Genomic DNA, 26,360 nt, shown 5'->3' with positions numbered 1-26,360 from the left:
ATGAGTCTGACCGTCAGCGAGATCCTGCAACTGCCCGGCCTCGAAGAGCTCGAGCTGCGCGCGGGCGAGCGCGGCGTGCAGCGGCCGGTGCGCTGGTACTACGTCGCCGAGAACGAAGGCATCGCCGACTGGGTGATGGGCGGCGAGCTCGTGTTCGTCACCGGGATCAATCATCCGCGCGACGAGGCGAACCTGCTGCAATTGATCCGCGAAGGCGCGAAGAGCGGCATCGCCGGGATGGTGATCCTGACGGGCGAGGCGTTCATCCGCCGCATTCCCGACTCGGTCGTCGCGCTTGCCGAGCAGTTCGAGATTCCGCTGATCGAGCAGCCGTATCTGCTGAAGATGGTGATCGTCACGCAGCTGATCGGCACGGCGCTCGTGCGGCATGAGAATACGCTGCGCTCGCAGCGCGACATCGTCAACCAGCTGCTGACGGGCGATTACCCGAGCATCGACATCGCGGCCCATCGCGCGCGCAATCTGCAGCTCGCGCTCGACCGGCCGCGCCGCGTCGTCGCGCTCAGGCTCGCGGGCGTGCCCGCGCTCTTCGACGACCGCGATCCGGCCGCGGCCGAGGCGCTGCTGCAGGATGCGCGGCGCACGGTCCAGCGCGGTCTCGACGACTGGCTGCGAGACGAGGACAGCGCGCTGCCCGTCGTCGAGCAGGGCGAACTGTTCGTGCTGCTGCTGCCGTGCGACGATCCGCGCTTTCGGAAGAGCAAGCTCGCGCTCGGCGCGCTGCGCGACGCGCTGAGCCGGCAAATCGGCCCGCTCGCGCTGTTCATCGGGATTTCGTCGACGGTCGGCGCCGCACGCCATTACTGCCGCGGGCTCGCCGAGGCGCGGCAGGCGCTCGGCGTCGCCGAAGGGATGCGGCCGGGCCAGGGCCTGTGCGATTACAGCGAGCTCGGCGTGCTGAAGCTGCTTGCGGCGATTCCCGATCCGACGCTGATCGACAGCTTCGTGAAGGAAACGCTCGGTAATCTGCTCGACAGCAACCGCAAGCACCCGACGATGCTGATCGAGACGCTCGAGGCGCTGCTTCAGGAAAACGGCAATGCGATCAAGGCGGCCGAGCAATTGGCGATCCATCGCAACACGCTCAATCACCGGCTGCGCAGGATCGAGACGCAGTCGGGGCAATCGCTTGCCGATCCGTATTTTCGGTTGAACGCGTCCGTCGCGCTGCTCGCGTGGCGGATGTCGGACACGCAACGACAGGAGTTCTGATGAAGCTCATCAACGCGACGCTGCGCAAGCGCAGCGGTCTTTTCAGCATCGCGCTCGACGGCGGCGCGATCGCGAGTGTCACGCCGCAGACGGCGCGCGTCGCCGCGCAGGGCGCGGACGAGATCGACGTCGAAGGCCGGCTCGTGATTGCGCCGCTCGTCGAGCCGCACATCCATCTCGACGCGGTGCTGACGGCGGGCGAGCCCGAATGGAACATGAGCGGCACGCTGTTCGAAGGCATCGAGCGATGGTCGCAGCGCAAGGCGACGATCACGCACGAGGACACGAAGACGCGCGCGCACGCGGCGATTGCGATGCTGCGCGATCACGGGATTCAACACGTGCGCACGCACGTCGACGTCACCGATCCGACGCTCGCCGCGCTGAAGGCGATGCTCGAAGTGAAGGACGAGGCGCGCGGGCTGATCGATCTGCAGATCGTCGCGTTTCCGCAGGAAGGGATCGAATCGTTCGACGGCGGCCGCAGGCTGATGGAGCAGGCGATCGAGATCGGCGCGGACGTCGTCGGCGGCATCCCGCACTTCGAGAACACACGCGAACAGGGCGTGAGCTCGATCCGGTTCCTGATGGATCTCGCCGAGCGCACCGGCTGCCTCGTCGACGTGCATTGCGACGAGACCGACGATCCGAACTCGCGCTTTCTCGAAGTGCTCGCCGAGCAAGCGCGCGTGCGCGGGCTCGGCGCGCGCGTGACGGCGAGCCACACGACCGCGATGGGTTCGTACGACAACGCGTATTGCTCGAAGCTGTTCCGCTTGCTGAAGCGCTCGGAAATCAACTTCATCTCGTGTCCGACCGAGAGCATCCATTTGCAGGGCCGTTTCGACACGTTCCCGAAGCGCCGCGGGCTCACGCGCGTCGCCGAGCTCGACCGTGCGGGGATGAACGTGTGCTTCGGCCAGGATTCGATTCGGGATCCTTGGTATCCGCTCGGCAACGGCAACATCCTGCGCGTGCTCGATGCGGGGCTGCATATCTGCCACATGATGGGCTATCAGGATCTCGCGCGCAGCCTCGATTTCGTCACCGATCACAGCGCGCGGACGATGCATCTCGGCGAGCGCTACGGGATCGAGCCGGGACGGCCCGCGAACCTCGTCGTGCTCGACGCGAGCGACGACTACGAAGTGCTGCTGCGGCAGGCGAAGGCGCTGCTGTCGATTCGCGGCGGCGACGTGATCATGCGTCGGGTGCCCGAGCGCATCGACTATCCGGCCGTACGCTGACGCACGGCGGCCGGCGGGGCGTATGCGTTCCGCCGCCGCCGTGCGCCGTCATTCGTGCCCGTGCCTGAGCCGCAGGCTCGCGAATGCGGCGACGACGAGCGCGATCGCGAGGAACGCGAGGCCGTTCTTCGCGTTGCCGGTCGCTTGCTCGATCGTGCCGACGACGGTCGGACCGACGAAGCCGCCGAGCAGGCCGCACGTGTTGACGAGGCCGAGCCCGCCCGCGAGTGCGCTGCCGGACAGCCGCGACGCGGGGAACGTGAACACGATCGACTGCACGACGAAGAACATCGATGCGGCGACGCACACGCTGAAGAGCGCGGCCGCGGGCTGCGCATACGCCGCGCAGACGAGTCCCGCCGCCATCACGACGAGCCCCGCGCACAGCATCCGCCGCGACCGCGACGAGTCGCGCGCGAAGCGCGGCAGCGTCGCCGCGCCGAGCGCCGCGGCGATCCACGGCATCGCGGCCAGCAGGCCGATGACGACGGGCGTGAAGCGCCCCGAGTCGCCGATGATGCCGGGCAGGAAGAAGATCATCGTGTAAATCGTCAACTGATGGCAGAAATACACGAAGATCGCGAGCCAGATCTGCGGATCGCGCAGCGCGATGCCGAACGTATGCGTCCCATGCGCGGACGCGCCCTCCGCCTGTTCGCTCGCGAGCGTGCGTTCGAGCGCGCGGCCGACTTCGGGCGCGAGCCAGCGCGCGTCGCTCGGCCGGTCCGGCAGGCGGGTCCACACGACGAACGCGAGCACGATCGCCGGAATGCCTTCGATCATGAACAGCCATTGCCAGCCGTGCAGCCCGAGCGCGCCGTCGAGTTCGAGCAGCGCGCCTGCGAGCGGGCCGCCGACGATGTTCGCAATGCACACGCCGAGCAGAAAATAGCCGGTCGCGCGTGCGCGCTCCTCGCGGCCGAACCAGTAGGTCAGATACAGCATCACGCCGGGAAAGAGCCCGGCTTCGGCGGCGCCGAGCATGACGCGCATCGCATAGAACGACGTTTCGCCGCGCACGAGCGCCATCGCGACCGACAGCGCGCCCCACGTGATCATGATTCGTGTGATCCAGAACCGCGCGCCGACGCGATGCATGATCAGATTGCTCGGGATCTCGAAGAGTGCGTACGTGACGAAGAAGAGTCCCGCGCCGAGACCGTAGGCGGCCGACGAAATGCCGAGATCGACGCCCATCGAGTGCTTCGCGAACGCGATGTTCGTGCGATCGAGGAAGCTGATCACGTATGCGGTGATGAGCAGCGGCATCAGCTTGCGGAACAGCAGGCGGTTCAGCGACGCGCGGGCGTCGCCGGCGGGCGGACAGAGGGCTTCGGCGTGGTGAGCGGACATGGGTGCGACTCCGGTGGGAACGAGCCGGAGCGCACGGCAAGCACGGCGCTCCGCGTTCAGATGACGGGCAGATGCGCAGGTCGCGCGCCGGCGGCGCTCGTCGGGAGCGGGGCGAAAGGCGGCCTGCCGGACATCGGCTTGCGCCGATGCCGCGTCTCTGCGCTTGCGTGTCGATTGATCGGGCGGCGCGTCGTCAGAAGTTGACCGCGCCGCCGCCCTTGAGCGCGAGCATCGCGCGCGCGTCGGCGGGCGTCGCGATCTCGAGCGACAATCCTTCGAGCACCTGACGAATCTTGTGCACCTGGGCGGCGCTCGATTCGGCGAGCTTGCCCGGCGCGATCCACAGCGAATCCTCGAGGCCGACGCGCACGTTCGCGCCCTGCGCGGCGCCGATCGTCGCGAGCGGAATCTGATTCTTGCCCGCGCCGAGGATCGACCACACGTAGTCGCCGCCGAACAGGCGGTCGGCCGTGCGGCGCATGTGCGCGAGATCTTCCGGATGCGCGCCGATGCCGCCGAGGAGGCCGAACACGCTCTGGATGAAGAACGGCGGCTTCGCGAGCCCGCGATCGACGAAGTGCGCGAGGTTGTACAGGTGCGAGAGGTCGTAGCACTCGAATTCGAAGCGCGTGCCGTTCGCGCCGCAGCTCGTCAGGATCGTCTCGATGTCCGCAAAGGTGTTCTTGAACACGAGGTCGCGGCTTTTCTCCAGATGCTCGCGTTCCCACGGATGCCTGAATTCGCGGAACCGCTCGAGCATCGGATAGAGGCCGAAGTTCATCGAGCCCATGTTCAGCGACGCGACCTCGGGCTGGAAATGATGCGCGGGACGCAGCCGCTCCGCGACCGTCATGTGCGGGCTGCCGCCCGTCGTGATGTTGATCACCGCGCCGGTGCGCGCCTTGATGCGCGGCAGGAATTCGGCGAACACGGCCGGGTCCTGCGTCGGCCGGCCGTCGGCCGGATCGCGCGCGTGCAGGTGCAGGATCGCCGCGCCGGCTTCGGCGGCCGCGACCGCCGCTTCCTCGATCTCGCGCGGCGTCACGGGCAAGTGCGGCGACATCGACGGCGTGTGGATCGCGCCCGTCGGCGCGCAGGTGATGATGACTTTGCGGGGGCTGGCCACGTTAGGGCTCCTTTCGATGCTCGACCGTGAATGGCGATGGTTGACGGCGCGTCAGAGCGCCTCGACGTTGCCGCACACGGAAATCGCCTGCCCGGAAATTCCGTGGCCGCCCGGCGAGCAAAGAAACAGCGCCGTCGCGGCGATTTCGTCCGGGTCGGTCATTCGTCGCAGCGAGATCTTCTCGAGATAGCGCGCTTCCATCTGATCGTAGTCGATGCCGAACTGCGCGGCGCGCGCTTCGATCACGCGGCGCATCCGCGGGCCGCGGACGATGCCCGGCTGGATCGCGTTCACGCGGATGCCGAGCGGGCCGAGTTCGATCGCGAGGCTCTTCACGAGGCCGACGACTGCCCATTTGGTCGCCGAGTACGGCGTGCGGAACGCATAGCCCAGGCGTCCCGCGACCGATGACAGCGCGAGGATCGCGCCGCCGTGCGGTGCGTCGCGCAACAGCGGCACGGCGCGCCGCGCGAACTGGAACTGCGCGTTCAGGTTGATCGCGACCGTCTGCTCCCATTGCGCGGGATCGATTTCGTCGATGCCGCCCGTCGGTCCGGCGATGCCGGCGTTGTTGACGAGCACGTCGAGCCCGCCGAGCGTTTGCACGACGTCGGCGAACACGCGCTCGACGGCGGCCGGATCGGCGACGTCGGCGAGCGTCGTGCCGAGCGCGGCGCGCGACGGGCGGTCCGCGAGCGCGGCGAGCGCCTTCTCGGATGCGTCGCAGACGTGAACCTTGCCGCCGCATTCGGCGAATGCGTCGGCGATCGCGAGCCCGATGCCGGACGCGCCGCCCGTCACGAGTACGCGCAAGCCGGCGTACGGCTTCAGCAGATCGAGTGCGGCCATGCGTGTCTGTCTCCAGTGATGTCTGTGGTTTTTTTGTGATGTCGCCGTGGTGTCCTCGGCAATCGGCAATCGCCGATCGCTCGCCGCGCCGCCGATGACGGCCCGGATGCGCGACGGGCGCCGCGCGGCTTGCCTCGAAGGCTGCGCCGCTTATTCGTTCGCGAGCCGGCGCGGCCCGAGCCGTTCGCGTTCGGCCGCGAGCGTCGCGGCGAGATCGTGCGCGGCGCCGCCGATGTCGAGCGCGATGCCGGCGCGCACGCCCGCGCCGTCGCGGCGCTCGAGCGCCGCGACGATCGCGCGGTGCGCGTCCATCGAGCGCCGCATGTGCGGGACGTCGAGCGCGACCATGTTCAGGAACGGGCCGATTCGCATCCAGAGGTTCTGGATGATCGCGAGCGTGCTCTCGCTCGCGCCGTGCGCGTAGATCGCGCTGTGGAACGCGAAGTTGCTTTGCAGGTACGCGCGGCTTCGGCCGGCTTCGACGTGCGCATTCATCGTCTCGCAGATGCGCCGCACTTCGGCGATCTGCGCGTCGGTCATCCGCGTCGCCGCGCGCTCGGCGACGCAGCCTTCGAGCGCGATCCGCACGTCGCGCAGCTCGCCCAGCATCTCGACCGTCATCGGCGGCACAACGAGCGCGCGGTTCGGGCCGTCGACGAGCGCACGCTCCGCGCGCAGACGCGTGAGCGCGGCGCGGACCGGCATCGTCGACGAGCCGACCGCCTCGGCGACGCTGCGCAGGCTGAGCGCCTGGCCGGGAGCGAAGCGGCCGCTCATCAGCGCCTGGCGGAGTTGCCGGTAGACCTTGTCGGCCATCGTTTCCTGTTCGATGGCCTTGAGGGCGGGGGGGACGATGCGCGGCGCCAAAACGGACTCCTTTGGGTTTGATCTGTGATCCGTGATCACACTTGTGATGTCACGCAGTGTTGTCGATGCGATGCGCGGAGTCAAGCGCGCGGCGATCAGGGAAAACACGGGGTGGCGTCGTGCCGACGCATCGAGCGCGGCGTCGCTTCGGCGCGGTGCGGGAGATCGCGTCGCATGCGAGACGCGAGGCGCCCGCGATGCATCGCGCTGGAATGAATGCGTGAAAGTCATCGACGGATCAGAAAAATCCATTTGTTTCATGATCCGGCGGCGCATACGATGGCGCCATTCGTTCCCGTCGCGTTTGCTTGTCGATGCACGCGCGCGCGCTCATTCGATTCGTCATCGCTCATGTCCACTCCGATCGCATCGGCTTCGTCCGCTCCTTCCACTCCTTCCACTCCTTCCGCTCCTTCCGCTCCTTCCACTCCGGCCGCGCCCGCCACTGCCCGCGGTTCGCTCGTCAAGCTCGCAGCCGTCACGCTGCTGACGGGCGTCGGGGCGGGCCTCGGCGGGATGCTGCTCGCGCTGCTGCTGCATGCGATCCAGCACGTCGCGTACGGATACGACGTCGCGCAAGTCGTCGGCGATGAGCGCTTCCTGCAGGGCGTGACGGCCGCGCCGCCGCTGCGGCGCATGCTCGTGCTGATCGGCTGCGGCGTCGTCGCGGGGGGCGGCTGGTGGGCGCTGTACCGGTTCGGCGCGCCGCTCGTCAGCATTCGCCGCGCGGTGCGCGCCGACGATCCGCGGATGCCGGCCGTCAGCACGACAGCGCATGCGCTGCTGCAGATCGTCACCGTTGCGCTCGGTTCGCCGCTCGGCCGCGAAGTCGCGCCGCGCGAGATCGGCGCGATGTGGGCCGGATGGCTCGCGCATCGCGTCGGGCTGCCTGCCGGCGACGCGCGCGTGATGGTCGCGTGCGGCGCGGGCGCCGGGCTTGCCGCTGTCTACAACGTGCCGCTCGGCGGCGCGCTCTTCGTGCTCGAAGTGCTGCTCGGTACGTTCGCTTGGCGGGCGCTCGTGCCGGCCGTCGCGACATCGGCGATCGCGGCGCTCGTCGCATGGATCGGACTCGGCAACGCGCAGCAGTACCGGGTCGCGCCGCTCGCGGTCGACGCGTCGCTGTCCGTGTGGTCGGCCGTCTGCGGGCCGCTGTTCGGCGCCGCCGCGTACGGTTTCACGCGGCTGACCGCGCAGGCGCGTGCGCGCGCGCCGAAGGACAGCCGGCTGCCGGTGCTCGCGCTCGTCAATTTCGCGATCGTCGGCGCGCTCGCCATGCAATTTCCGGCGCTGCTCGGCAACGGCAAGGGGCCGGCCGCGCTCGGTTTCGACGGGCAGCTCGTGATCGGCTTCGCGGCGACGCTGCTCGCACTGAAGGTCGCGATCACGTGGAGCAGCCTGCGCGCGGGCGCCGAGGGCGGGCTGCTGACGCCGGGGCTCGCGAACGGTGCGCTGCTCGCGATCGTGCTCGGCGGGCTATGGAGCGTCGCGTGGCCGGGCACGCCGGTCGGCGCGTTCGCAATCGTCGGCGCGGGCGCGTTTCTCGCCGCGTCGATGCAGATGCCGCTCACCGCGACGGTGCTGATCGTCGAGTTCACGCGCGTCGGGCACGACTTCCTGATTCCGATGCTGATCGCGGTCGCGGGTTCGGTCGCGGCGTTTCGTGTGCTGGCGCGGCGGGGGGAAGGCGGAGCGTGATGCGTCTTGCGTCATGCGCCATGCATCGGCTCGCGCGTGATGGACGTTTCGATGTCCGACGCAATTGTTCGGGCGATGATTTTGCGCCATGACGCGGATCGGCGGTGCCCGTTGCATCGGGCATGCGACGGGCACCGCCGAATTCCGCGCGGCGACGCGCTATGCATCGCTTGGCGCGAGCACGGCGCGCGATGACACGTCAGGCGGGTGTCTCGGCGATGTACGACAGATGGAGATTCTGCCCCCAGCCGCTCGTCGTGTAGTCGGCGCCGACATAATCGGTGCGACAGATGTTGACCGTGAAATCGGTGTTGGTGACGCTGATCACGGTGACCGCGAACGTGTCGGGGTAAGCGGACGTGTGTTTCGGATCCTGCAACGTACTCGCGATGACGATCGGCTTGGCGGCGAACGCGGCCGGGAACGGAACCTTGACGGTCAGCGGCATGTTGGTCCACGGCTTGCTGGCCGGCAGTTTCTCGCGCGGACCGACCACGTGCGTACCGACGAATTTTTGCGTCATGTCGAATTCTCCATGGTTTTATTGATGTGGAGCGATGCACGGACGCGTCGAGGACGGGCGACCGTAGGTACGTTATAGAAACCGTACGAAGCGCGGAACAACTCGGAAGTCTTGTAGGTTGCGCGTGTCGACTGCCGATGAACGGAAGCCGCGAACGCGGAGCGCGGCGAGCGGGCGACGCCCCCGTTGCGCGATCGATCCGGCGCGCGAAAGCGAATGCGATGCGGCGGGCGCGAAGCGCGTCGCGTGCGGCCGGGTTCTCTAGCCGGCCGAGACGGAAATCGTGAATTCAATCGATCGTCCACGATTTCTTTCGCCGCGCTTCGCGTGAAAGTCAGCGCTTCCCGTCGGTCAGCGTCTTCAGAAACGCGACGATGTCGCGCATATCCTGCTCCGTCATCGCCGGTCGATCGCCGGGCTTGCGGTCGAACGGCGCGTCGGCGACGTCGACGTTCGCGCGGTATGCGGGCGGGATGTCGTCGTATTGCAGCACGCGGCCGTTTGCATCGCGCGGATAGATCTTGCCCGGATCGGTATCGCGCACGTTGTAGAACGCGAGCACCTGATCGAGCGAGTGATAGACGCCGTTGTGGAAGAACACGCGGCGCGTCGCGACGTTGCGCAGCGACGGCGTCGCGAACATCCCGCAGTATTGCGTCTGCGTCTTGAGGTCCTCGCGCAACGGCCCGCAGATGCCGAGATCGTGGAACGCCGGATTGCGGTTCTGCGCGAGCGCGCGGTTGCGCGGCACGCCGAGCGCTTCGTATTGATAGTCGGTGAACATCGGCGGCAGCCCGTCGACGCTCGGCTTCGACAGATGGCAGCCCGCGCAATTGGCCTTGTGCGGATCGTCGAAGAGCCGCATGCCGCGCAGCTCGGCCTGCGTGAGGCGCGCGTCGCCTTCGAGCCAGCGGTCGTATTTGCTCGAATACGGATGGAACGACCGATCCTCGACCTGGTAGCGCGCGATCGCGAACATCGCTTCGGACACCGCAAGACGCGCGTCGTCGAAGATGCGCGGGCCGAACAGTTGCCGGAACTGCTGCGCGTACCGCGCGTTCGCGAGCTTGCGCGCGACGTCGTCGAGGTTCGCGTTCGCCATCTCGACGGGATTCAGCAGCGGACCGAATGCCTGCTGCTGCAGCGTGTCCGCGCGGCCGTCCCAGAACATCCCGCCTTGCGGCACGCGTTGCGGCGCGGCGTCGGCGCCCGCCGCCTTCTGCGCGCGGACGACGCCCGCCGCCGACGCGGCCTGCTGCGCGACGCTCGCCGCGTCGTCGTTCTCGGACGCGTCGGGACCGATGCTGAAGTTCGGCTGGCGGTACAGATACCTCAGCGACGGCGGCGGCCGGTAGCCGGGCTGCGACAGCGCGGCGCCGCCCAGTTGCACGTCGAGGTCGTTCGGCGGCCCGTATGCATGGTCGGGACTGTGGCACGACGCGCACGACTGACGGCCCGACGCGGACAGCGACGGATCGAAGAACAGCGCCTTGCCGAGCTGCGCGACCGCGCTCAACGGCTCGGCGGCCGGGCGGCGCAGCACGACCGGATGCGGATTCGCACCCGTCAGATCTTCGACGATCGCGCCGACCGCGTCCGGCGCGTGCCCGGGAAACGCGAGCGCGAATGCGGCGAAACCGAATGCGCCGAACGCGGCGAGCGACAGCGCGTGGCGCACGGCGTGCGCATGGCGGCGGGGTGCGTCGACTGATGCGGCGGGACGCGTTGCCTTGGCGGATTCGGCAAACGGAGTGGACCGGGCGGGGCCGGTGGTGCGGGAAGAAGCGGCGGGCTGCGCGGAAAGCGGCTCGGCGATGCTGGAGCGTTCGGTCGTCATCGTGCGAATGAAAAATCCGGCGCATGCAGCGCCGGAACGACGGCGGCCGCGCTGCGCGCGCCGGCCGGTTGCGTGTCGGACGCGTCGCGCGGCTGCGCGCCGCGCGAAGCCCGGATCGGTCAGATCGAGGGCGGCGTCGCGACCTTCGTGCCGAGCGTCGGATCGAGATACAGCGGCGTCGTGTTCACCGTGCCCGAGAAGTCGAACAGATCGCGGATGTCGCCTGCCGTCGCATCGAACGAGCCGCCGCCGATCCGCTGGCCGCCCAGCCAGTTGTCCTCGATGAAGCGGACGATCGACGCCTGATCGATCAGCGCGTGGCTCACGTAATTCTGCTTCGCCCACGGCGACACGACGACGAACGGAATCCGCGTGCCCGGGCCGCAGCGGCCGTTGACGGCGCCGCCGCCCACGCCCGTCGTCGCCGCGCCGGAGCCGCACACGCCGTTGCCGTTCAACTGATCGACCGCGTCGAACGACGCGCGCGTCGGCTGCGTGTACGCATGGTCGTACCAGCCGTCCGAGTCGTCGTACGTGACGATCACCGCGGTGTTCTGCCAGTCGGGCTGCTGCTGAAGGAAGTTGATGACCTTCGTCACGAACTGCTGCTCGTCGAGCGGATCCGAGTAGCCGGCGTGCGCGTCCTGCGCGGCGGGCGCCTTCAGGAAGCTGACCGACGGGAAGTTGCCCGCCTTCACGGCGGCGAAGAAGTCGTCTGAATCGTACTGGTGGTTCGCGGGCTCGGCCGTCTTGCCGTCCGTCTCGACGCTCGCGCCGATCGCGGCGACCGAGCTCGGGCGCGTGTGCTGCGGGTTGGCGGTCGACGCGTAGTACTGGAACCAGTTGTGGTGCGGGATGTAGTCGGACGTCGCCGCGTTCACCGCGGTCGCAATCGTGCTGCGCTTGCAGCCCGTCGTGCCGTTCGCGTTCGTCGCCGACAGGTTGAAGCCGCCCATGAAGCCGCCCCACGTGATGTTCCGCGCGTTCAGCAGATCGCCGATGTTCTTGCCGGACATCATCGCCTGGTCGGTCGTGCTCGAGCATGCGTCGAAGCCCGGATCGACGTCGTTGATCATCGTGAAGCCGCCCTGGCCGTCGTTGACGTAGTACGAGGTCTTCGCGAGCGTTGACACGGCCTTCGACGTCTTCACGATCTGCATCCCGTCGGTCTGGCCGGCGATCACGTTGAGCGCGCCCGGCGTCGACGGACCGTAGGTCGACGTGTAAGCGTTGTCGCTCATCGCGAAGCGCTGCGCGTAGTTCCACAGCGCCGTCACCGTGTTGCCGTCGAAGTAGCCCATCACCTGGCCCGTCGTGCCGAACGCGCCGGCGCCGCCGCTCGAGCCGTTGCCGGTGTATTTCGGGAAGAGGTCGGCGAGGCCGTTGTCGTACGCCTGCTCTTCGGCGGTGTACGCGTGGTTCTGGTCGGCCGTCGCGGCTTGCGTGCGGTCGAGGCGGAACGGATTCGTCGCGCCCGTGCCGTTCGCCGGATTCGTCGCGTTCGGGTTCGCGCTCAGCAGCAGGCCCGACAGGCCGTTGACCGACGGCGTGCCCGACGCGGCGCTGAACGCCGGCTCGCCCGACGGGTTCGCCGCGTTCGGATAGGTGCCGAAGTAGTGGTCGAACGACACGTTCTCGCCGTAGATCACGACGAGGTGCTTGATCGGCGTCGCGGTCTGCAACGCGTTTTGCGATGTGACGGGAGCGGAGCTGTCGGTGTCGCCGCACGCATAGAGGGCGATGGCCGATCCGACGCACGCGGTGGCGATCAAGGCTCGACGAAGCATCTGGCAGGACTCCAATGAAAGACCGCTCGATTGACGCGGATCCGTGGCGGATCGCGCGACGGGAACCGGTTGCGCGGAAAGCGCGAGCGTCACGAACGCGCCGTGCGCCGGAAACGAAACGGCTGCATTGGACCAGTTTGGTATGAAGCTATGGAGTCGATGTGCCTTCGACAAAATTACAGGCGGATGTCGGCGGCATTACGGGCGGGGGATCGTAGGGAGGCGGGCCGTGCGGCAGGCCGAGCGTGCGCGGCTTGCGCCGCGTCGTTGCGTGTCGCGCCATGCACGTGACGGCGTGCGACGCGCGACGCGGCGTTGCTTCGCTTTGCTGCGCGCGATGGCGTGCGGCATGTCGCGCGCCGCCCGCGATCGTGTCACGGCAGCAATCGATTCAGCCGCGCCCACTGCTCGAAGAGCGCCGGCCACGCGTGCACGACGCTGCCCGGCTTGCCCATCCCCCAGCCGTGGCCGCCCGTCTGGAACGCGTGCAGCTCGACGGGCACCTGCGCGGCGCGCAGCGCGCTCGCCATCAGCAGGCTGTTGTCGATCGGCGCGATCGGATCGTCGAATGCTTGCGCGAGAAACGTCGGCGGCGTGCGCGCGCTCACGTGCAGATTGACCGACAGCGCTTCGCTGTCCGCCTGCGTCGGATGCGCGCCGACGATGTGCCGGCGCGTGCGTGTGTGATCGAACGGCGGCATCAGCGTCAATACCGGGTAGAGCAGCGCGGCGAGATCGGGGCGCGCGGATTCGCGATCGGCGTCGTCGACGCTCGCGTAGCGGCGCGCATCCGGCGCGGCGGACGTCATCCCGGCGAGATGTCCGCCCGCGGAAAACCCGACGATCGCGATCCGCGCCGGATCGATGCCGTCGCGCTTCGCCCGCGCGCGGATCACGCGCATCGCGCGCTGGCCGTCCTGCAGCGGCGCGAGCCGCGACCAGCCTTGCTCGGGCAGCCGGTACACGAGCTCGAACGCAGTCACGCCGAGCGATTTCAGCCACGCGCACATCGGCGTGCTCTCGTGGCCGAGTTCGACGTGATCGTAGCCGCCGCCCGCGATCACGAGCGCCGCGCCGCCGTTGCCGCGCGCGGGCCGATAGACGTTGAGCCGCGGCCGCGCGACGCGCGACACGCTGCCATGCTTGCCGGCCCGCTCGCCGCCGCCCGCGCCGGTTGCGATCGGATCGGGCGCGGGGCCAGGCCACAGCGGAATCGTCTCGTCGGGCGCGATGCGCGGCGCGTCGTCCGGTGGCGGCGTCGCGCGCACGGGGGCCTGCGCGTGCGCGGACGGCACGGCCGCGTCGAGCGCGCCGGCGAGCGCGACGCCGAGCAGGGCGCGTCGGGTGAGGTTCATGTCGAAGGCTCCGAATCAGAAAGCGACGCCGTTCAGGCTGCCTCGACGTCGCGGATGTAAAACCGTCGGTCCGCCGGCCGCCTACGCGCTGTCCCGCTCGACGAGCGTGAAGCCGACGTCGACGACGCGCCGCTCGTCGATGTCGCGCTCGATCCGCTCGATCAGCAGCGACGCCGCGAGTTGGACGATGCCGCGCCGGGCAACACCGTGTCGATGGCGGCCGGCTTGCAGAACATGGTATCGAACATGGGCGGCGTCGTCGGGCCGATCGTCACGAGCGCGATCGTCGGCGCATCCGGTTCGTCCATGCCGGCGCCCGTGTTTCCGGCCGCGCTGGTCGGCATCGCGATCGTCAATGACCTGTTCCTGCCCGGCAAGGTCGAGCCCGCCGTTTTCACCCGCAACGTTTCCGGACCGACCCTTCATGACGAATCGACCGCACTCACAACGGTTCGCCGATCTGATGCGCGACCGCGTAGCGAACGAGCGCCGATTCGTTCGGCAGTTCCAGCTTGTCGAGCACGTGCGCCTTGTAGATCCGGACGGTCTTCGCGCTGATCCCGAGCGCTTGCGCGATCTCGGCGGGCGTGTCGCCGGACGCCAGGTGGCGGAACACTTCGAATTCGCGCTTCGACAGCCGCTCGTGCAGCGGCGCGTCCGACTGCGAATGAAGGTTCTCCGCGAGTTGCTCGGCGACGTGCATGCTGACGTACACGCCCCCCGACGCAATCTTGCGAAGCGCGGCGATCAACTCCTCGCAGCCGCTTTGCTTCGTGAGGTAGCCCGATGCGCCGGCCCGGAACGCGTCGGCCGCGTGCCGCTGATTCGTCTGTGCGGTCATCAACAGGATGCGCATCGACGGCGCCGCCTGGCGGATGCGATGGATCACGTCGGCGCATTCCCGGCCGAGGGTGGTCTGATCGAGTATCGCGATATCGGCATGACCGTGCTTGACAAGCTCGAACGCGGATGCCGCGTCGCCTGCTTCCCCGTCGATTTCGAAATCACCCGATTTTTCGAGAATATGTCGCAGGCCGTCGCGCAGCACGACGTGACGGTCGACCATCAACAGCTTGATCATCAGTGAAGTCTCGTAGCTCTAACATGCTCATGGCCGTCGTGTCTCGGTAGTCGGCACGCGTTCGCGCCGCGTCGCGACGAGGCGCGAACGCATGCGGCGATCCGGCCGAACTCCGGACGCTTGTTCCCCGGGCCGTTGCGTCGCGCCAAGCGGCGAGCGGGTTGCCCCGAGCGCGTCGCACGCGTCGCGACAGGTCGCCACGGCTTGAAAAGCAAAGTCGGGATCGCCGCTTCGAGCGAGCCGTGCGGCGCTGACGATACCCGGCGGCACGCGATGCGACGCGCGCCGCCCAGGTTCTTGTTCACATCATCGGGATCGTCGCCCGCCGGGTGGCGGACGTGTGGCCAAAACGCGAGCGCCACGTTTCGATCTTATGCCGGAATGCTTACGCAATCCTGATCGTTGCGTGTGCAATCGCATCGGTGAAATCGCGGATGGCGTGCCGGCGCATCGCTTCGCAAATTCTTCATACCGTAGGACGACAGCGCTTGCGCGCAATGCGAAGACGGGCCGAGGCCGCTTTCCGTTCGGCATGATCCGAAGCATGCGATGCGCGTTGCTCGGCGATCCGCGCAAGTTCGCGCATCCGCCCATCGCTTGCGCGTTCGCATGCGTGCCGGCGACGCGGTTCACGAATTACGATACGCCGTGCTGATGTGAATGGCATGACGACGCGTTCCGGCCGGTTCGGTCGTGCGAATCGATCGCGTCGCGACGGAACGCATGCGTTCATCGTTCCGCTTCGCACGATGCGACATGCGCGCACAGGCGGGTGCGGGTCGGAACGAGGAAAGCGTTTCGGAAACGTCGACGTTTGGCATCGACATGCGCATGTGATCCACCGGGCCGCAGCACAACTGTGACGCATCGCGCGATCGAATCGACTGCGGATTCGGCAAATTCCTACATGCCGGTGCGCAGCGGCTGTGTGCTTATCTCGTAATTGCCGATTTTCTTTCGCCGTCCCGACCTGCACAGTGCGATGGAACGCAGTTTCCCATCGCAGATGAAACGAGGGCGCCGCCGGCGCAGGCTGACGCCGCCCAATGTCGGAGACATGACCATGTTGACGCCACATGAATTCTCAGCGCTGTTGTGCATCGCTCGCTCGCCCGAAGACGTCGACGTGGCGGACCCGGAATTCGTTTCTCTCGTCGAAATGGGACTCGCGATGACGACGGTGCGCGGGCAGCCGGTCGCGCGGGGGCCGCTCTTGACGTCGCGCGGCCACGAATTGCTCGAACGGATCGTATGCACGAAGTCGGCCGCCGTGCAGCGGATGTGACCGCCGGCGAACCGCCACGCATGCGCGATTCGCGCGTCGCCGGATGACGATTGCAGCGTGTGGTGACATCGTCGGGCGATCGACGAATGATGCCTTCGTCGAGCGTCACACCGTGTGGCGGGTCGATCTCGGATGCGGCACGGAGCGCATGCGTTTCCGCCGCTTGTTGATGCACCGCAAGCCGTACGTCGCGCGATGGCGCACGCTCATCGTCAGCCGTGCACGCGACGCATCGCGCGGCGACCGCCTTGCACACGGCGTTCGACGCGCTCGACGCAACGCCGAAACGCGCAGCGTCAGGCGAGCGAAGCGAGCCGACGCGCACCGATGCGTGCGCCGTGCCCCATCACTCAACGGGCGACAAGCATGGAACACACGCACCGCCTATCCGATAACGCAACGCGATTGCTCGCGTTGCTCGACGCGTTGCTCGCCGAGCTGTACGGCGAGCGGAACGGCCACCGCCACGCGACGCTTGATGCGCGGTTCGAGCGCGATCTCGGCTTCGACAGCCTGACGCGCGCGGAGCTGTTCGACCGAATCGAACGTGCGTTCGGCGTACGCTTGCCGGTCGACGTGTTCGCATCCGCCGCGACGCCTGCGGACGTCGTGCGCGCGCTGGCCGACGCACACGCGCAACCGCACGCCGCCGCCGAGGACGAAGCCGTGTCGATGTCGCCCGCCGATGCCGCCGCATGGCCCGTCGACGTCGACACGCTGATCGACGCACTGCGCTGGCATGCCGAGCGTCATCCGGATCGCGTCCATCTGCGGCTGCTCGAAGACGGCCTGACGGCGACGCCGCTCACGTATGGCGAGCTGTATTGGCGCGCGTCGAACATGGCGAGCGGCCTGCGCGAGCGCGGAATCGATCCCGGCGACACGGTCGCGCTGATGCTGCCGACGGGGCTCGACTACTTCGTGTCGTTCGCCGCGATCCTGTTCTGCGGCGCGATTCCGCTGCCGATCTATCCGCCCGCCAATCTGGCGCAGCTCGACGCGCACGTCGAGCGCCACACGCCGATCCTCGAAAACGCGCAGATCAAGGCGCTGATCGCATTTCGCCCGGCTGTCTCGATCGCGCAGCTGCTGAAGCTGCGCGTGAGCACGCTGCAGTACGTGTTCACGCCCGAGCAGATCGCGGGCCGCGAGCATCTGCCGCCGTTTCGCGCGGCCGCCGACGACGTCGCATTGCTCCAGTACACGTCGGGCAGCACCGGCACGCCGAAGGGCGTGATGCTCAGTCATGCGAATCTGCTCGCGAACATCCGCGCGATGGGCGACCGGATGCGCGTCGACGCGACGGACGTGCTCGTGAGCTGGCTGCCGCTGTATCACGACATGGGGCTGATCGGCGCGTGGCTCGCGCCGCTTTACTTCGGCATCCCGGCGATGGTGATGTCGCCCGTCGCGTTCCTCGCGCGGCCGGCGCTCTGGCTGCGCGCGATCTCGCGGTATCGCGGCACGATCACCGCCGCGCCGAACTTCGCGTACGAGCGCTGCGCGCGTCATCTCGCCGCGCTCGAACCGACCGAATTCGATCTGTCGTCGCTGCGCTTCGCGTTCTGCGGCGCGGAGCCCGTCAATCCGGACACGCTGCGCGCGTTCGCCGCGCGCTTCGCGTCGTGCGGCTTCGATGCGCGCGCGCTGACGCCTGTCTACGGGCTCGCGGAAAACACGCTCGGATTGACGTTTCCGACGCCGGCGCGCGGACTGTGGGTCGATCGCGTCGCGCGCGAGCCGCTCAACGCGAGCGGCCGCGCGACGCCCGCGCCCGGCGACGCGAATGCGCTCGACGTGCCGAGCTGCGGCTATCCGCTCGACGGCACCGAGCTGCGGATCGTCGATGACGGCGAGCGCGAGGTTGCCGAGCGGCAGGTCGGGCGCATCGAGTTTCGCGGCACGTCGGCGACGCGCGGCTATTACCGCAATCCCGCGCAGACCGCGCGCCTGTTCCACGATAGCTGGCGCGATACCGGCGATCTCGGCTACGTCGCTGACGGCGAGCTGTACGTTACCGGACGCGCGAAGGACATGATCATCCGCGGCGGCCGGCATTTCTTTCCATACGAGCTGGAGAAGGCGATCGAGCGGCTGCCGGGCGTCGTGACGGGCGGCGTCGCGGTGTGCGGCGGCGCCGATCCGGTGAGCGGAACCGAGCGCGTCGTGATTCTCGTCGAGAGCGACGCAACCGATGACGCCGCGTGCGAGCGTCTGCGCGAGAGCGTCAACGACGTGACGGCCGCGCTCTGGGGAATGCCGGCCGAGCAGGTGAGCATCGTCGCGCCGCACGGCATCCTGAAGACGCCGAGCGGCAAGATTCGCCACGCGGCGACGCTCGAGCAGTTCGAGCGCCATGCCGGACGGTTGCCGCAGGCGCCCGCGTCGTGGCGGCAGTTCGCCGATCTGGCGGCCGGCAGCGTCGGGCCGTTCGGCCGGCATGTGTCGCGGCGCGCGGCGCACGTGCTCAGGGGGCTGTACTGCTGGGCGCTCGCGGCGATGCTCGCGCCCGCGCTGTGGGTGCTCGTCGCGTACCGGAAGGATCTTCAGGACAACTGGCATCTCGCGGCATACGCGTGCCACACGTTCCTGCGTTTCGCCGGCGTGCGCACGAACCTGATCGCGGATCCCGACGCGCTCGCGGCCGGGCCGTCGATCGTCGTCGCGAATCATACGAGCTATATGGACGTCGTTACGCTGCTCGCGCTGCTGCCGCATCCCGTGCACTTCGTCGCGAAGCGTGAACTCGCGACGCGACCGTTCGTCGGCCGTTTCCTGCGCGCGCTCGGCACGCGGTTCGTCGAGCGGCGCGAATACAGCCGCAGCGTCGAGGACGAGGCGCGGCTCGTCGCGCAGGCAGCCGCCGACGATACGCTGCTGTTCTTCCCGGAAGGCACGTTCACGCGCGCGGCGGGGCTCGCCACGTTCCGCCTCGGCGCGTTTCGCGCGGCGTGCGTCGCGCAGCGGCCGGTGGTGCCCGTCGTGGTGAGCGGCGCGCGCGCCGTGTTGCGCGACGGCGATTGGCTGCCGCACCGCGGGAAGATCACCGTGACGATGCTCGCGCCGATCCGGCCCGACGGCGCGGACTTCGGCGCGATGGCGCGGCTGCGCGACCGCGCGCGCGGCGCGATTCTCGCGCATTGCGGCGAGCCGGACTTGCGCGACGGCGGCGGTCATCGCGTGGAGTTCGCGCCGGCCGCATAATGCGTGCGGCATTCCGCCTCGCGCCCGCGCACCACGCGCCTGCCGACCAGCGCGCCGCGCGTTTCGGTGACGACGGTGCGCTGATGCTCGTCGTGTTCGTGGTCGTAGAAGTACAGGATCACCCAGTCCGCGGTGCGGCCCAGCTCGTGCGCGCGTCCGGTGTTCGAATAGAGCGCGGTGAAGTGCCAGTCGTCGCGCGTCGCGTGCAACACCGGCAGCCACGCTTCGTGCCGCGGGTTCAGCCGCTTCGGCGCGATCATCGGCAACGTGCCGGCCGCGGCCTTCTCGCGATAGAGGCGGTCGACGTCGAGCAGCACGGATACGGGCGGCTCCTGCGCGGGCGTCGCGCGACGCATCAGCGCCTGCCTGCCGCGCCGGCGACTCAGCAAGTCCTCGAGCGCCGCGCGGATGCCCGCGATCCGCCGCGGGCCGAGCCCTTCGACCGTCGCGAGCCGGCCGTCATGCACGGCGAGCTCGAGGTCTTCGAGCGTGTCGATGTGCAGCGCATCGTGGATGCGTTCGGCGAGCGCCTGGCCAACTCCGGGCACCATCCGGAACGACAGCGTCGGGCATGCCGAGCCGCGCAGGCGATCGAGCTGGCGCCAGCGGTCGGTGATCAGCATCTCGGCGATCGCGCGCGCGATGCCGAGGCCGATGTGCGGCAGCGCGTCGAGCGCTTCGATGCCGCCCGCGTCGAACAGCTCGCGGACGTCGCGACCGAGGTTCGCGATCGTGTCGGCGGCCGAGCGGTACGCGCCGGCCCGATACGGATTCGCGCCCTGCGCATCGAGGAGCTGCGCCGCCTCGAGCAGTCGGTCCGCGATGCGCCGGTTGTCCGGCGCGGCGGTAGGTAGGGCAGTCTGCATCGTTCGAAGGCGGTTGATTGCGCGGCGAGGCCGGGGTTCGCGTCGGCGAGCGATGCGAATGCGTATTGCGTGGGGCGATCGAGCGACGTGGTTCCGGCGCGCACGGCGAGCGGCGCGCGCCGTTCGAAACCGACGAATCCGCCGCGCGCGCGGCTGCGAGTCGGGGCGTTGGGGGCGGCACGGGCTCATGAGCGCCGGCGCCGGATCGACGTCGGTATCCGCGTCCGCGTCCGCATCGCATCGCATCACGCCGCGATCGAACGATCCTCCGGAAAATTCTCATCGAACGAATGCGCGGGAAATTGACGCTCGTCAACAGTGTGCGAACGGGGCGCATGTGAAGCGATTGTCGATGCGCGACATTTCCCGCCGCGCGATGCGGGGCCCGTACGACGGAGCGCGATCCCGATACGCGATCGCGCGTGGCGCCGATCGGCGCGTCGCCGTGCATGGACCTGCCGAGGCCGAAACGACAGCGATCGCAGTGCATGGCTTGCGGTTCGCGCCGCGTGACGTCGGACCGGTGCGCGCTGGTGGCGATATGACGAAATCGCTGACGCCGCGTCCGCGCGAACGTCCGCGATGTCGCATCCGTCGGCCGCGCGTGGCCGGTCGGACGTCCGCGCCGATCCGTGGCGCGGCCGCCCGGAGCCGCCCGGAGCCGCCCGGAGTCGCCCGGAGTCGCCCGGAGTCGCTCTCGGCGGCACGCGCCGCGCACGCGTAGTCAGACCGCCGCGCCGCAAATCGCTCGCGCGGCGTCGTGAATCGCATCGATCGTCACGTTCGCCGCACGCGCATACACCTTGTGTTTTACCAATATCTGATACGCGGCGGCATTCTGTTGCTCGCCGTGCTGTTCGACCCGTATCGTCGCAATCAGCGGCGCGCGATGCGGGGCTGACGGCCGCTCGGCTGCGCCCGGGATGAAAAGACGCAAGTGGGGCTCATTCGGCTGCCGCGTGGCCGGATGGCGGCGCGAGCAGCCGAGCGGCCGAGTGGAAACGATGGATCTCGCCTTGCGCGCGCTCGGCGCCTGCGGCCATCCGGCCGCGGAGAACGACGACGAAATCAGGAGACAGCATGGAACAATCGAATCGACCGGCGCGACCGACGCGACCGGACGCGGAGAACACGGAGAACACGGAGAACACGGAGAACACGGAGAACACGGAGAACACGGAGAACACGGAGAACACGGAGAACACGGAGAACACGGAGAACACGGAGAACACGGAGAACACGGAGAACACGGAGAACACGGAGAACACGGAGAACACGGGGAACACGGGGAACACGGAGCACGCCGAGCACGTCGAGCACGCGGAATCCGCCGCCACGCTGCTGGTCGATTGTCGGAACGCGCTCGGCGAAAGCGCGACGTGGTGCGACGCGACGCGCGCGCTGTATTGGGCCGACATCGAAGGTGCGCGGCTATGGCGATGCCGCGCGGAGGACGCGCACGGCAGCGCGGCGACCAAGACCTGGGAGATGCCCGAGCGCCTCGCGTGTTTCGCGCTCACCGGCGATCCGGACGTGCTGCTCGTCGGCCTCGCGTCGCATCTCGCGTTCTTCGACGTCCGCCGTCGTACGTTCACGCGGATCGTCGACGTCGAGCCCGACCTGCCGACCCGGCTCAACGACGGCCGCTGCGACCGTGCGGGCGCGTTCGTGTTCGGGATGAAGGACGAGAGCGGCGGGGCGCCGCGCGCGGTCGGCGGCTACTACCGTCTGAATGCGGATTTGAGCCTGCAGCGGCTCGCGCTGCCGCCCGTCGCGATTGCGAACAGCATCGCGTTTTCTCCGGACGGATCGAAGATGTACTTCTGCGATTCGCCGTCGCGGGAAATCCACGTCTGCGACTACCGGCCGGGCGGCGGCGTCGATCGCGTGCGATCGTTCGCCCGACTGGGCGATGCGGATGGCGAGCCCGATGGCTCGACCGTCGATGCGGACGGTGGCCTGTGGAACGCGCAGTGGGGCGGCGCGCGGGTCGTGCGTTACGACTCGCGCGGCGTCGAGACCGACCGCATCGCCGTGCCGACGCCGCAGCCGAGCTGCGTGACGCTCGACGGCGACGGGCGGCTGTACGTGACGAGCGCGCGCGTCGGTCTCGGCGACGACGCGCTGGCGAGCGATCCGCATGCGGGCGGCGTGTTCGTCGCGGACACCCGACATGCGGGCTTGCCGGCATCGAGGTTTGCGTATCGCGATTCGCGCTGAAGCGAAAGACGGGGCAACGGCGCGCCGACGGCGGCCGCGCGATCCCCGACGTCGCGTGCAATACGCTGCCCGTACAATGTGCGCGCGCGGCGTTTCACGCCTTTTGCCGTTTTGCCGCGGCTGGCGTGTGATCGGCGAGGGCGTCTGCCGGCGGGGGCGCTCACGAGCCAAGCATCAAGTTGCTTCGGCTTGCGGCGTTTTCCGGCGGCCACGCTGCTCGCGAGATCTTCTCCATTGCGCCACGAACGGGCGCCCGCTGTCATTGAGCGCGCACCGCCGCTATTGCGATGCCATTGCACCGCGTGACACCGCCTCGGAGACGGATCGTTAGCAGACGAGAACATTCGCTCGCGGGCGCTCGGCTCACACGTTCGCACCCCGCCTTGTTAATTTATTACAATTCAATAAATTATTGCTTGCGATTGCGCGACGTTCTCTTACACAATGGCTGCCTCCGGTTCGTTCAGGGATATCGATCGGCGATAGTCTTGCCGTACCTGAAAGCCGTGTTTTGTTCCGATTCCCGCATTGAGCTGCAGCAGAGGTAGACCATGCCCCGTCCCGTTTTCGAGGCCGTACGGTTGGACGACGTCGTATTGCAACCTTCCCCGATCGACCCGGCTTGGATTCTCGAAGGGAATCCTGTCGCGCGCAGCGGTCAGTGGTCCTGCAGTCCCGACTCGACGACATCCATGTGGGTTTGGGATTGCACCGCGGGGCGTTTCAACTGGCACTTCGACTGCGACGAAACCATACACGTGATCGAAGGCGAGGTGATCGTCACGTCGGAAGGCCACGAGCCGCGCACGTTGCGTGCGGGCGACGCCGCGCTGTTCCACGCCGGCAGCCGCGCCGAATGGCACGTGCCCAAGTACGTCCGCAAGCACGCGATTCTGCGTCCGCCTATCTCCAGGCCGGTGCTGTTCGTTCACAAGGTCGTCCGCAAGTTGCGCAGCACGCTGAGATGAGACGCGCGCGCAGCGTTTGCTCGGCTCTGAGAGGGCGCGAATCCCGCGGCCTACTTCGCTCGCTTTGACTTTGCTTTTCCGCCGGATGTATTGAGCGCGATCGCGGCATGGATGAGCGCCTTGAACGCGTTCGCATCGAGCGCCTCGCCCTCATGGATGTCGATTGCGCGCCTCACGTTTCCGTCGAGGCTCGAGTTGAAGAGCTTGGCCGGGTCGTCCAGCGACGCTCCCTTGGCGAAGGTCAACTTCACGATCGACTGATAAGACTCGCCGGTGCAGATGATCCCGCCGTGCGACCATACGGGCGTGCCCATCCATTTCCATTCCTCCACGACGTCCGGGTCTGCCTCCCGGATGAGCTTGCGCATTCGGCTCAAGGTTTTCCCGCGCCAGTCTCCGAGCTCGGCGATTCTCTTGTCGATCAGCTCAGAGGCCGACTGGCCCTCGGTCGAATTCGGCTTTTCCATGTTCTCCTCCTGAGACTTCCAGACTCGTTCAGATTTCGGTGAGGCTTTTCGCTGTACTCAGGGGCGTCGGACTCCTCGTGTTCGCTGTTGTCGGCTGCGTGGCGGACACGTTCATGGGCTTGAACGCCGTCGCGGCGGGCGTGACGGAGCGGGCGGACGGGGCCTCGGCAGTTGGCTGCGTTCCTCGCACAATACTCGATTCCCGCTGCGCCCGCGCGCCCTTCGCCTTTCGGCCAAGGGCAGTCGTTCGACTCGATACGCCAATCGATGGCGCACGGACGCGAGCGTCGCGATTGAGACGGGTTGGCCGGATAGATACGCAGTCGCCGACTCTCCGAGGTTCCATGATGAGAATTGACGCCGCTCCTCCATCGGGATCTTGAGTGCGGACTAGGTCTTGCGCTACGAGGTCGGCACCGCCTCCTCGTTGCGCTCGATGGCTCGGCGGCGCTCGGGTTTTTGCGGGCTGAAGCCCAACGCGCCCAGCAGCCGCTAGACATGCACCTCGCTGAACGTGACGCCATACAGACGCTCGATGAGCGCCCGCACACGCTTGAGCGTCCATAGCTCGGCGCCGAAGCCGTGCGACCGCGGTCCTCGCAGCAGCGCCACGCGCAGTTCTTCGAGTTGGCCCGCATCCAGTTGCGCAGGCCGACCTGCGGACATGGTGCGTAACGCGTCGATGCCGCCTTCGTCGAGCCGGGCGTTCCATGTGTATGCGGTCTGCCGTGCGACTCCGACCGCCTCGGCTGCTTCGGCCGGTGTCTTGCCCGCCGGCATTAAGCGTCCGGCACGTACACGTTTGCGCGCGGCTTCGTCCATCCTGGCCATGAACCGATTCCCCAATCAAGGTATTGACCATTTACCGTGCGAGCAGAAAATCGGTTGTCATTGATTAAGTGCGTGAACCATGCGCACCCACAACAATAGCGCGTCCTTTGCCATCGACCGAATTGAGGTGTCACGAAAAGCCGCGACAGAGCCGGGATTTCCGGGATTCAATAGATCTATTTATTATCGCTGTCAACAAATAAAATCTCCCGCTCGCCTGTATTCGAATAGATGTGCCAATTCGAATCGTCATGCTGAATGCCGGCAATGCGCAATCGTGCTGATGAATATATTGTCGAAATTGTGAAATATATAATTTATGCATTCGGCGTGATATGAAAATTCCTGGATTTGTGCCGACTACGATCTATCTTGTCACTGAGAGGCGGAGATTTTGACGGAGGTGGACGGTAACGGAGCCTTGCCGATGGTCAAGCAAGCATGCTTCGGCAGTAGTCGCGTTGAGATTTTCGCTATTTGAAGAATTTCCCATTATTTACGATGGAATCAATAAGGAGAGGGCGTATGTCGCGCTGTCGCGCAAGGGATCGAGCAGCGCAAACCTCCAGCGTCGACAGGCCGATATCCACTGGTTTGGCCGGGCGGTAGCGACCGACGAATGCGTTCCTGTGCCGTAAATTCAGGGCGGAATTCGACAGAAGTTTTTGCGCCAACGGTCTTCTTCGTGGCGCGTCGATCTTTCAACGACGTCCCGGATACGTGCGGGCCCGGACGACGTCGGTTTCGCGCATCGAGGCTCGCGCGGCCGCATCGACAGCAAGTGCAAAAAGAGCAATCGTTTACAAGTCGCGTATTTTCGGGGCATTCGATATGACTTCTTTCATTTGGAGGCCATGCAATGAGCGCAGCGTTTTCGAAACGTCGTTTAGGTCTCGGCACGTCGGTGACATTGGCGCTCGGAGTCGCGCTGGTCCCGGCTCTTGCCTCTGCTGACGCGGGAGCCGAACTCGGAATTCGGAATTTGTCCAGCGTGATCGCGACTCCCGCATCGCCGAGCGCCGTCGGCCCCACATGCACGCAAAATGTGACCATCACGTCTCTCGCCAACCACGACCTCGTCTCGACGGAACTGGGATACGCGGGGAACGAATATGCGATGTTGCGCGCCCGAGCGACCGTGGAGGGGCCCTGGGAGCAATACAGGATCTGCAACTTCCCCAGCGACGGATATTGGACGATTCAATCGGAAGCCGACGGGCTGTTCGTCTCCGCGGAGCTCGGCTACACGGGTGACCAGTACGCGATGTTGCGCGCGCGTGCTTCCGTCGTAGGCCCTTGGGAGAAGTTCACCCTCGTGCCCTGCGGCTTGAGCTGCACGTCGATTCAATCGCTCGCCAACGGATTGTTCGTCTCCGCAGAGCTTGGCTATACGGGTGGTCAATACGGGATGCTGCGCGCACGCGCTTCTGTCGTAGGTCCTTGGGAACAATTCCGATAGCGCGATTCGGTGCTTGAGGGGGGACGCGCGCGGCATGACGAGCCGAACGCGAACGGGGACATCCAAGATTCGCGGTTCAATTCCTGGCTGTTCCCATCTGCCCA

22 protein-coding genes and 1 pseudogene are annotated in these 26,360 nt (G+C 67.4%); 8 read left to right on the top strand and 15 right to left on the bottom strand.

The window, feature by feature from the left end; all coding sequences use genetic code 11:
* Together WS62_RS29760 and codA are read left to right on the top strand one after the other, a co-directional pair.
* Positions 1 to 1,233 carry a PucR family transcriptional regulator gene (locus tag WS62_RS29760; protein ID WP_066578691.1) on the top strand — a complete coding sequence of 411 codons (1,233 nt, stop codon included), beginning with the start codon at positions 1 to 3 and terminating at the stop codon, positions 1,231 to 1,233.
* On the top strand, positions 1,233 to 2,480 hold the full coding sequence (codA, locus tag WS62_RS29755; RefSeq protein ID WP_066578688.1) for a cytosine deaminase: 1,248 nt from the start codon (positions 1,233 to 1,235) through the stop codon (positions 2,478 to 2,480). The genes WS62_RS29760 and codA overlap by 1 nt, the downstream gene beginning before the upstream one ends.
* A gap of 48 nt (positions 2,481 to 2,528) precedes the next feature.
* Here codA and WS62_RS29750 read toward each other — a convergent pair whose 3' ends face one another.
* The 4 genes from WS62_RS29750 to WS62_RS29735 form a co-directional block, all read right to left on the bottom strand.
* Complete coding sequence (locus tag WS62_RS29750; RefSeq protein WP_066578683.1) at positions 2,529 to 3,833, bottom strand: MFS transporter; 1,305 nt, start codon at positions 3,831 to 3,833, stop codon at positions 2,529 to 2,531.
* Between the two features lie 193 nt (positions 3,834 to 4,026).
* Positions 4,027 to 4,959 (bottom strand): 3-keto-5-aminohexanoate cleavage protein, encoded by a 933-nt coding sequence (locus tag WS62_RS29745; protein WP_066578680.1) that lies wholly within the window; start codon positions 4,957 to 4,959, stop codon positions 4,027 to 4,029.
* 51 nt (positions 4,960 to 5,010) lie between these two features.
* Positions 5,011 to 5,808 (bottom strand): SDR family oxidoreductase, encoded by a 798-nt coding sequence (locus WS62_RS29740; protein ID WP_066578678.1) that lies wholly within the window; start codon positions 5,806 to 5,808, stop codon positions 5,011 to 5,013.
* Positions 5,809 to 5,958: 150 nt separating this feature from the next.
* Entirely contained in the window at positions 5,959 to 6,675 is a 717-nt protein-coding gene (locus WS62_RS29735; protein ID WP_066578676.1) for a GntR family transcriptional regulator, read from the bottom strand.
* Between the two features lie 351 nt (positions 6,676 to 7,026).
* On the opposite strand from WS62_RS29735, the gene WS62_RS29730 reads away from it, so the two are divergent.
* The gene (locus tag WS62_RS29730) at positions 7,027 to 8,373 is read left to right on the top strand and encodes a chloride channel protein (RefSeq protein WP_066578826.1); all 1,347 of its coding nucleotides are present in this window, start codon (positions 7,027 to 7,029) and stop codon (positions 8,371 to 8,373) included.
* A 199-nt stretch (positions 8,374 to 8,572) separates the two neighbouring features.
* Here WS62_RS29730 and WS62_RS29725 read toward each other — a convergent pair whose 3' ends face one another.
* The 6 genes from WS62_RS29725 to WS62_RS29700 form a co-directional block, all read right to left on the bottom strand.
* A complete protein-coding gene (locus WS62_RS29725; RefSeq protein WP_066578674.1) occupies positions 8,573 to 8,896 on the bottom strand; it encodes an H-type lectin domain protein in 324 nt (107 codons plus the stop codon).
* Positions 8,897 to 9,230: 334 nt separating this feature from the next.
* Complete coding sequence (locus WS62_RS29720) at positions 9,231 to 10,574, bottom strand: cytochrome-c peroxidase (protein ID WP_066578672.1); 1,344 nt, start codon at positions 10,572 to 10,574, stop codon at positions 9,231 to 9,233.
* A 278-nt stretch (positions 10,575 to 10,852) separates the two neighbouring features.
* On the bottom strand, positions 10,853 to 12,520 hold the full coding sequence (locus WS62_RS29715; protein WP_066578670.1) for a phospholipase C: 1,668 nt from the start codon (positions 12,518 to 12,520) through the stop codon (positions 10,853 to 10,855).
* A 374-nt stretch (positions 12,521 to 12,894) separates the two neighbouring features.
* The gene (locus tag WS62_RS29710; RefSeq protein WP_066578664.1) at positions 12,895 to 13,875 is read right to left on the bottom strand and encodes an alpha/beta hydrolase; all 981 of its coding nucleotides are present in this window, start codon (positions 13,873 to 13,875) and stop codon (positions 12,895 to 12,897) included.
* 161 nt (positions 13,876 to 14,036) lie between these two features.
* Positions 14,037 to 14,231: a hypothetical protein gene (locus WS62_RS37095; protein WP_066578662.1), complete on the bottom strand. Its 195-nt coding sequence runs from the start codon at positions 14,229 to 14,231 to the stop codon at positions 14,037 to 14,039.
* Positions 14,232 to 14,317: 86 nt separating this feature from the next.
* Positions 14,318 to 14,956: a response regulator gene (locus WS62_RS29700; RefSeq protein WP_066578660.1), complete on the bottom strand. Its 639-nt coding sequence runs from the start codon at positions 14,954 to 14,956 to the stop codon at positions 14,318 to 14,320.
* A gap of 1,063 nt (positions 14,957 to 16,019) precedes the next feature.
* On the opposite strand from WS62_RS29700, the gene WS62_RS29690 reads away from it, so the two are divergent.
* Positions 16,020 to 16,241, top strand: a complete 222-nt coding sequence (locus WS62_RS29690; RefSeq protein WP_066484780.1) for a hypothetical protein — start codon at positions 16,020 to 16,022, stop codon at positions 16,239 to 16,241.
* A 366-nt stretch (positions 16,242 to 16,607) separates the two neighbouring features.
* On the top strand, positions 16,608 to 19,445 hold the full coding sequence (locus WS62_RS29685) for an AMP-binding protein (RefSeq protein WP_066578650.1): 2,838 nt from the start codon (positions 16,608 to 16,610) through the stop codon (positions 19,443 to 19,445).
* On the opposite strand, the gene WS62_RS29680 is transcribed toward WS62_RS29685, so the two are convergent.
* The 3 genes from WS62_RS29680 to WS62_RS38540 form a co-directional block, all read right to left on the bottom strand.
* Positions 19,415 to 20,311, bottom strand: a complete 897-nt coding sequence (locus WS62_RS29680; RefSeq protein WP_066578647.1) for a helix-hairpin-helix domain-containing protein — start codon at positions 20,309 to 20,311, stop codon at positions 19,415 to 19,417. The genes WS62_RS29685 and WS62_RS29680 overlap by 31 nt on opposite strands.
* 724 nt (positions 20,312 to 21,035) lie before the next feature.
* Positions 21,036 to 21,248 (bottom strand): hypothetical protein, encoded by a 213-nt coding sequence (locus WS62_RS37720; RefSeq protein WP_197422951.1) that lies wholly within the window; start codon positions 21,246 to 21,248, stop codon positions 21,036 to 21,038.
* Positions 21,249 to 21,255: 7 nt separating this feature from the next.
* Positions 21,256 to 21,393 carry a hypothetical protein gene (locus WS62_RS38540; protein ID WP_156441184.1) on the bottom strand — a complete coding sequence of 46 codons (138 nt, stop codon included), beginning with the start codon at positions 21,391 to 21,393 and terminating at the stop codon, positions 21,256 to 21,258.
* Here WS62_RS38540 and WS62_RS29675 point away from each other — a divergent pair.
* Both WS62_RS29675 and WS62_RS29670 read left to right on the top strand, forming a co-directional pair.
* The gene (locus tag WS62_RS29675; RefSeq protein ID WP_231748452.1) at positions 21,392 to 22,531 is read left to right on the top strand and encodes an SMP-30/gluconolactonase/LRE family protein; all 1,140 of its coding nucleotides are present in this window, start codon (positions 21,392 to 21,394) and stop codon (positions 22,529 to 22,531) included. The genes WS62_RS38540 and WS62_RS29675 overlap by 2 nt on opposite strands.
* Positions 22,532 to 23,082: 551 nt before the next feature.
* The gene (locus WS62_RS29670; RefSeq protein ID WP_066578644.1) at positions 23,083 to 23,499 is read left to right on the top strand and encodes a cupin domain-containing protein; all 417 of its coding nucleotides are present in this window, start codon (positions 23,083 to 23,085) and stop codon (positions 23,497 to 23,499) included.
* A 50-nt stretch (positions 23,500 to 23,549) separates the two neighbouring features.
* Here WS62_RS29670 and WS62_RS29665 read toward each other — a convergent pair whose 3' ends face one another.
* Positions 23,550 to 23,966, bottom strand: coding sequence for a DUF1801 domain-containing protein (locus tag WS62_RS29665; RefSeq protein WP_066578642.1), 417 nt, complete (start codon positions 23,964 to 23,966; stop codon positions 23,550 to 23,552).
* A gap of 408 nt (positions 23,967 to 24,374) precedes the next feature.
* Positions 24,375 to 24,797, bottom strand: a pseudogene (locus tag WS62_RS35395) (winged helix-turn-helix domain-containing protein); the annotation flags it as partial.
* Between the two features lie 859 nt (positions 24,798 to 25,656).
* On the opposite strand from WS62_RS35395, the gene WS62_RS29655 reads away from it, so the two are divergent.
* Positions 25,657 to 26,256, top strand: coding sequence for a fascin domain-containing protein (locus WS62_RS29655; RefSeq protein ID WP_108026482.1), 600 nt, complete (start codon positions 25,657 to 25,659; stop codon positions 26,254 to 26,256).
* The last annotated feature ends 104 nt before the right edge of the window (positions 26,257 to 26,360 follow it).

Source organism: Burkholderia sp. ABCPW 14 (assembly GCF_001523835.1).
Classification (GTDB): Bacteria; Pseudomonadota; Gammaproteobacteria; order Burkholderiales; family Burkholderiaceae; genus Burkholderia; species Burkholderia mayonis.
This window is presented reverse-complemented; position numbering and strand designations above follow the sequence as displayed.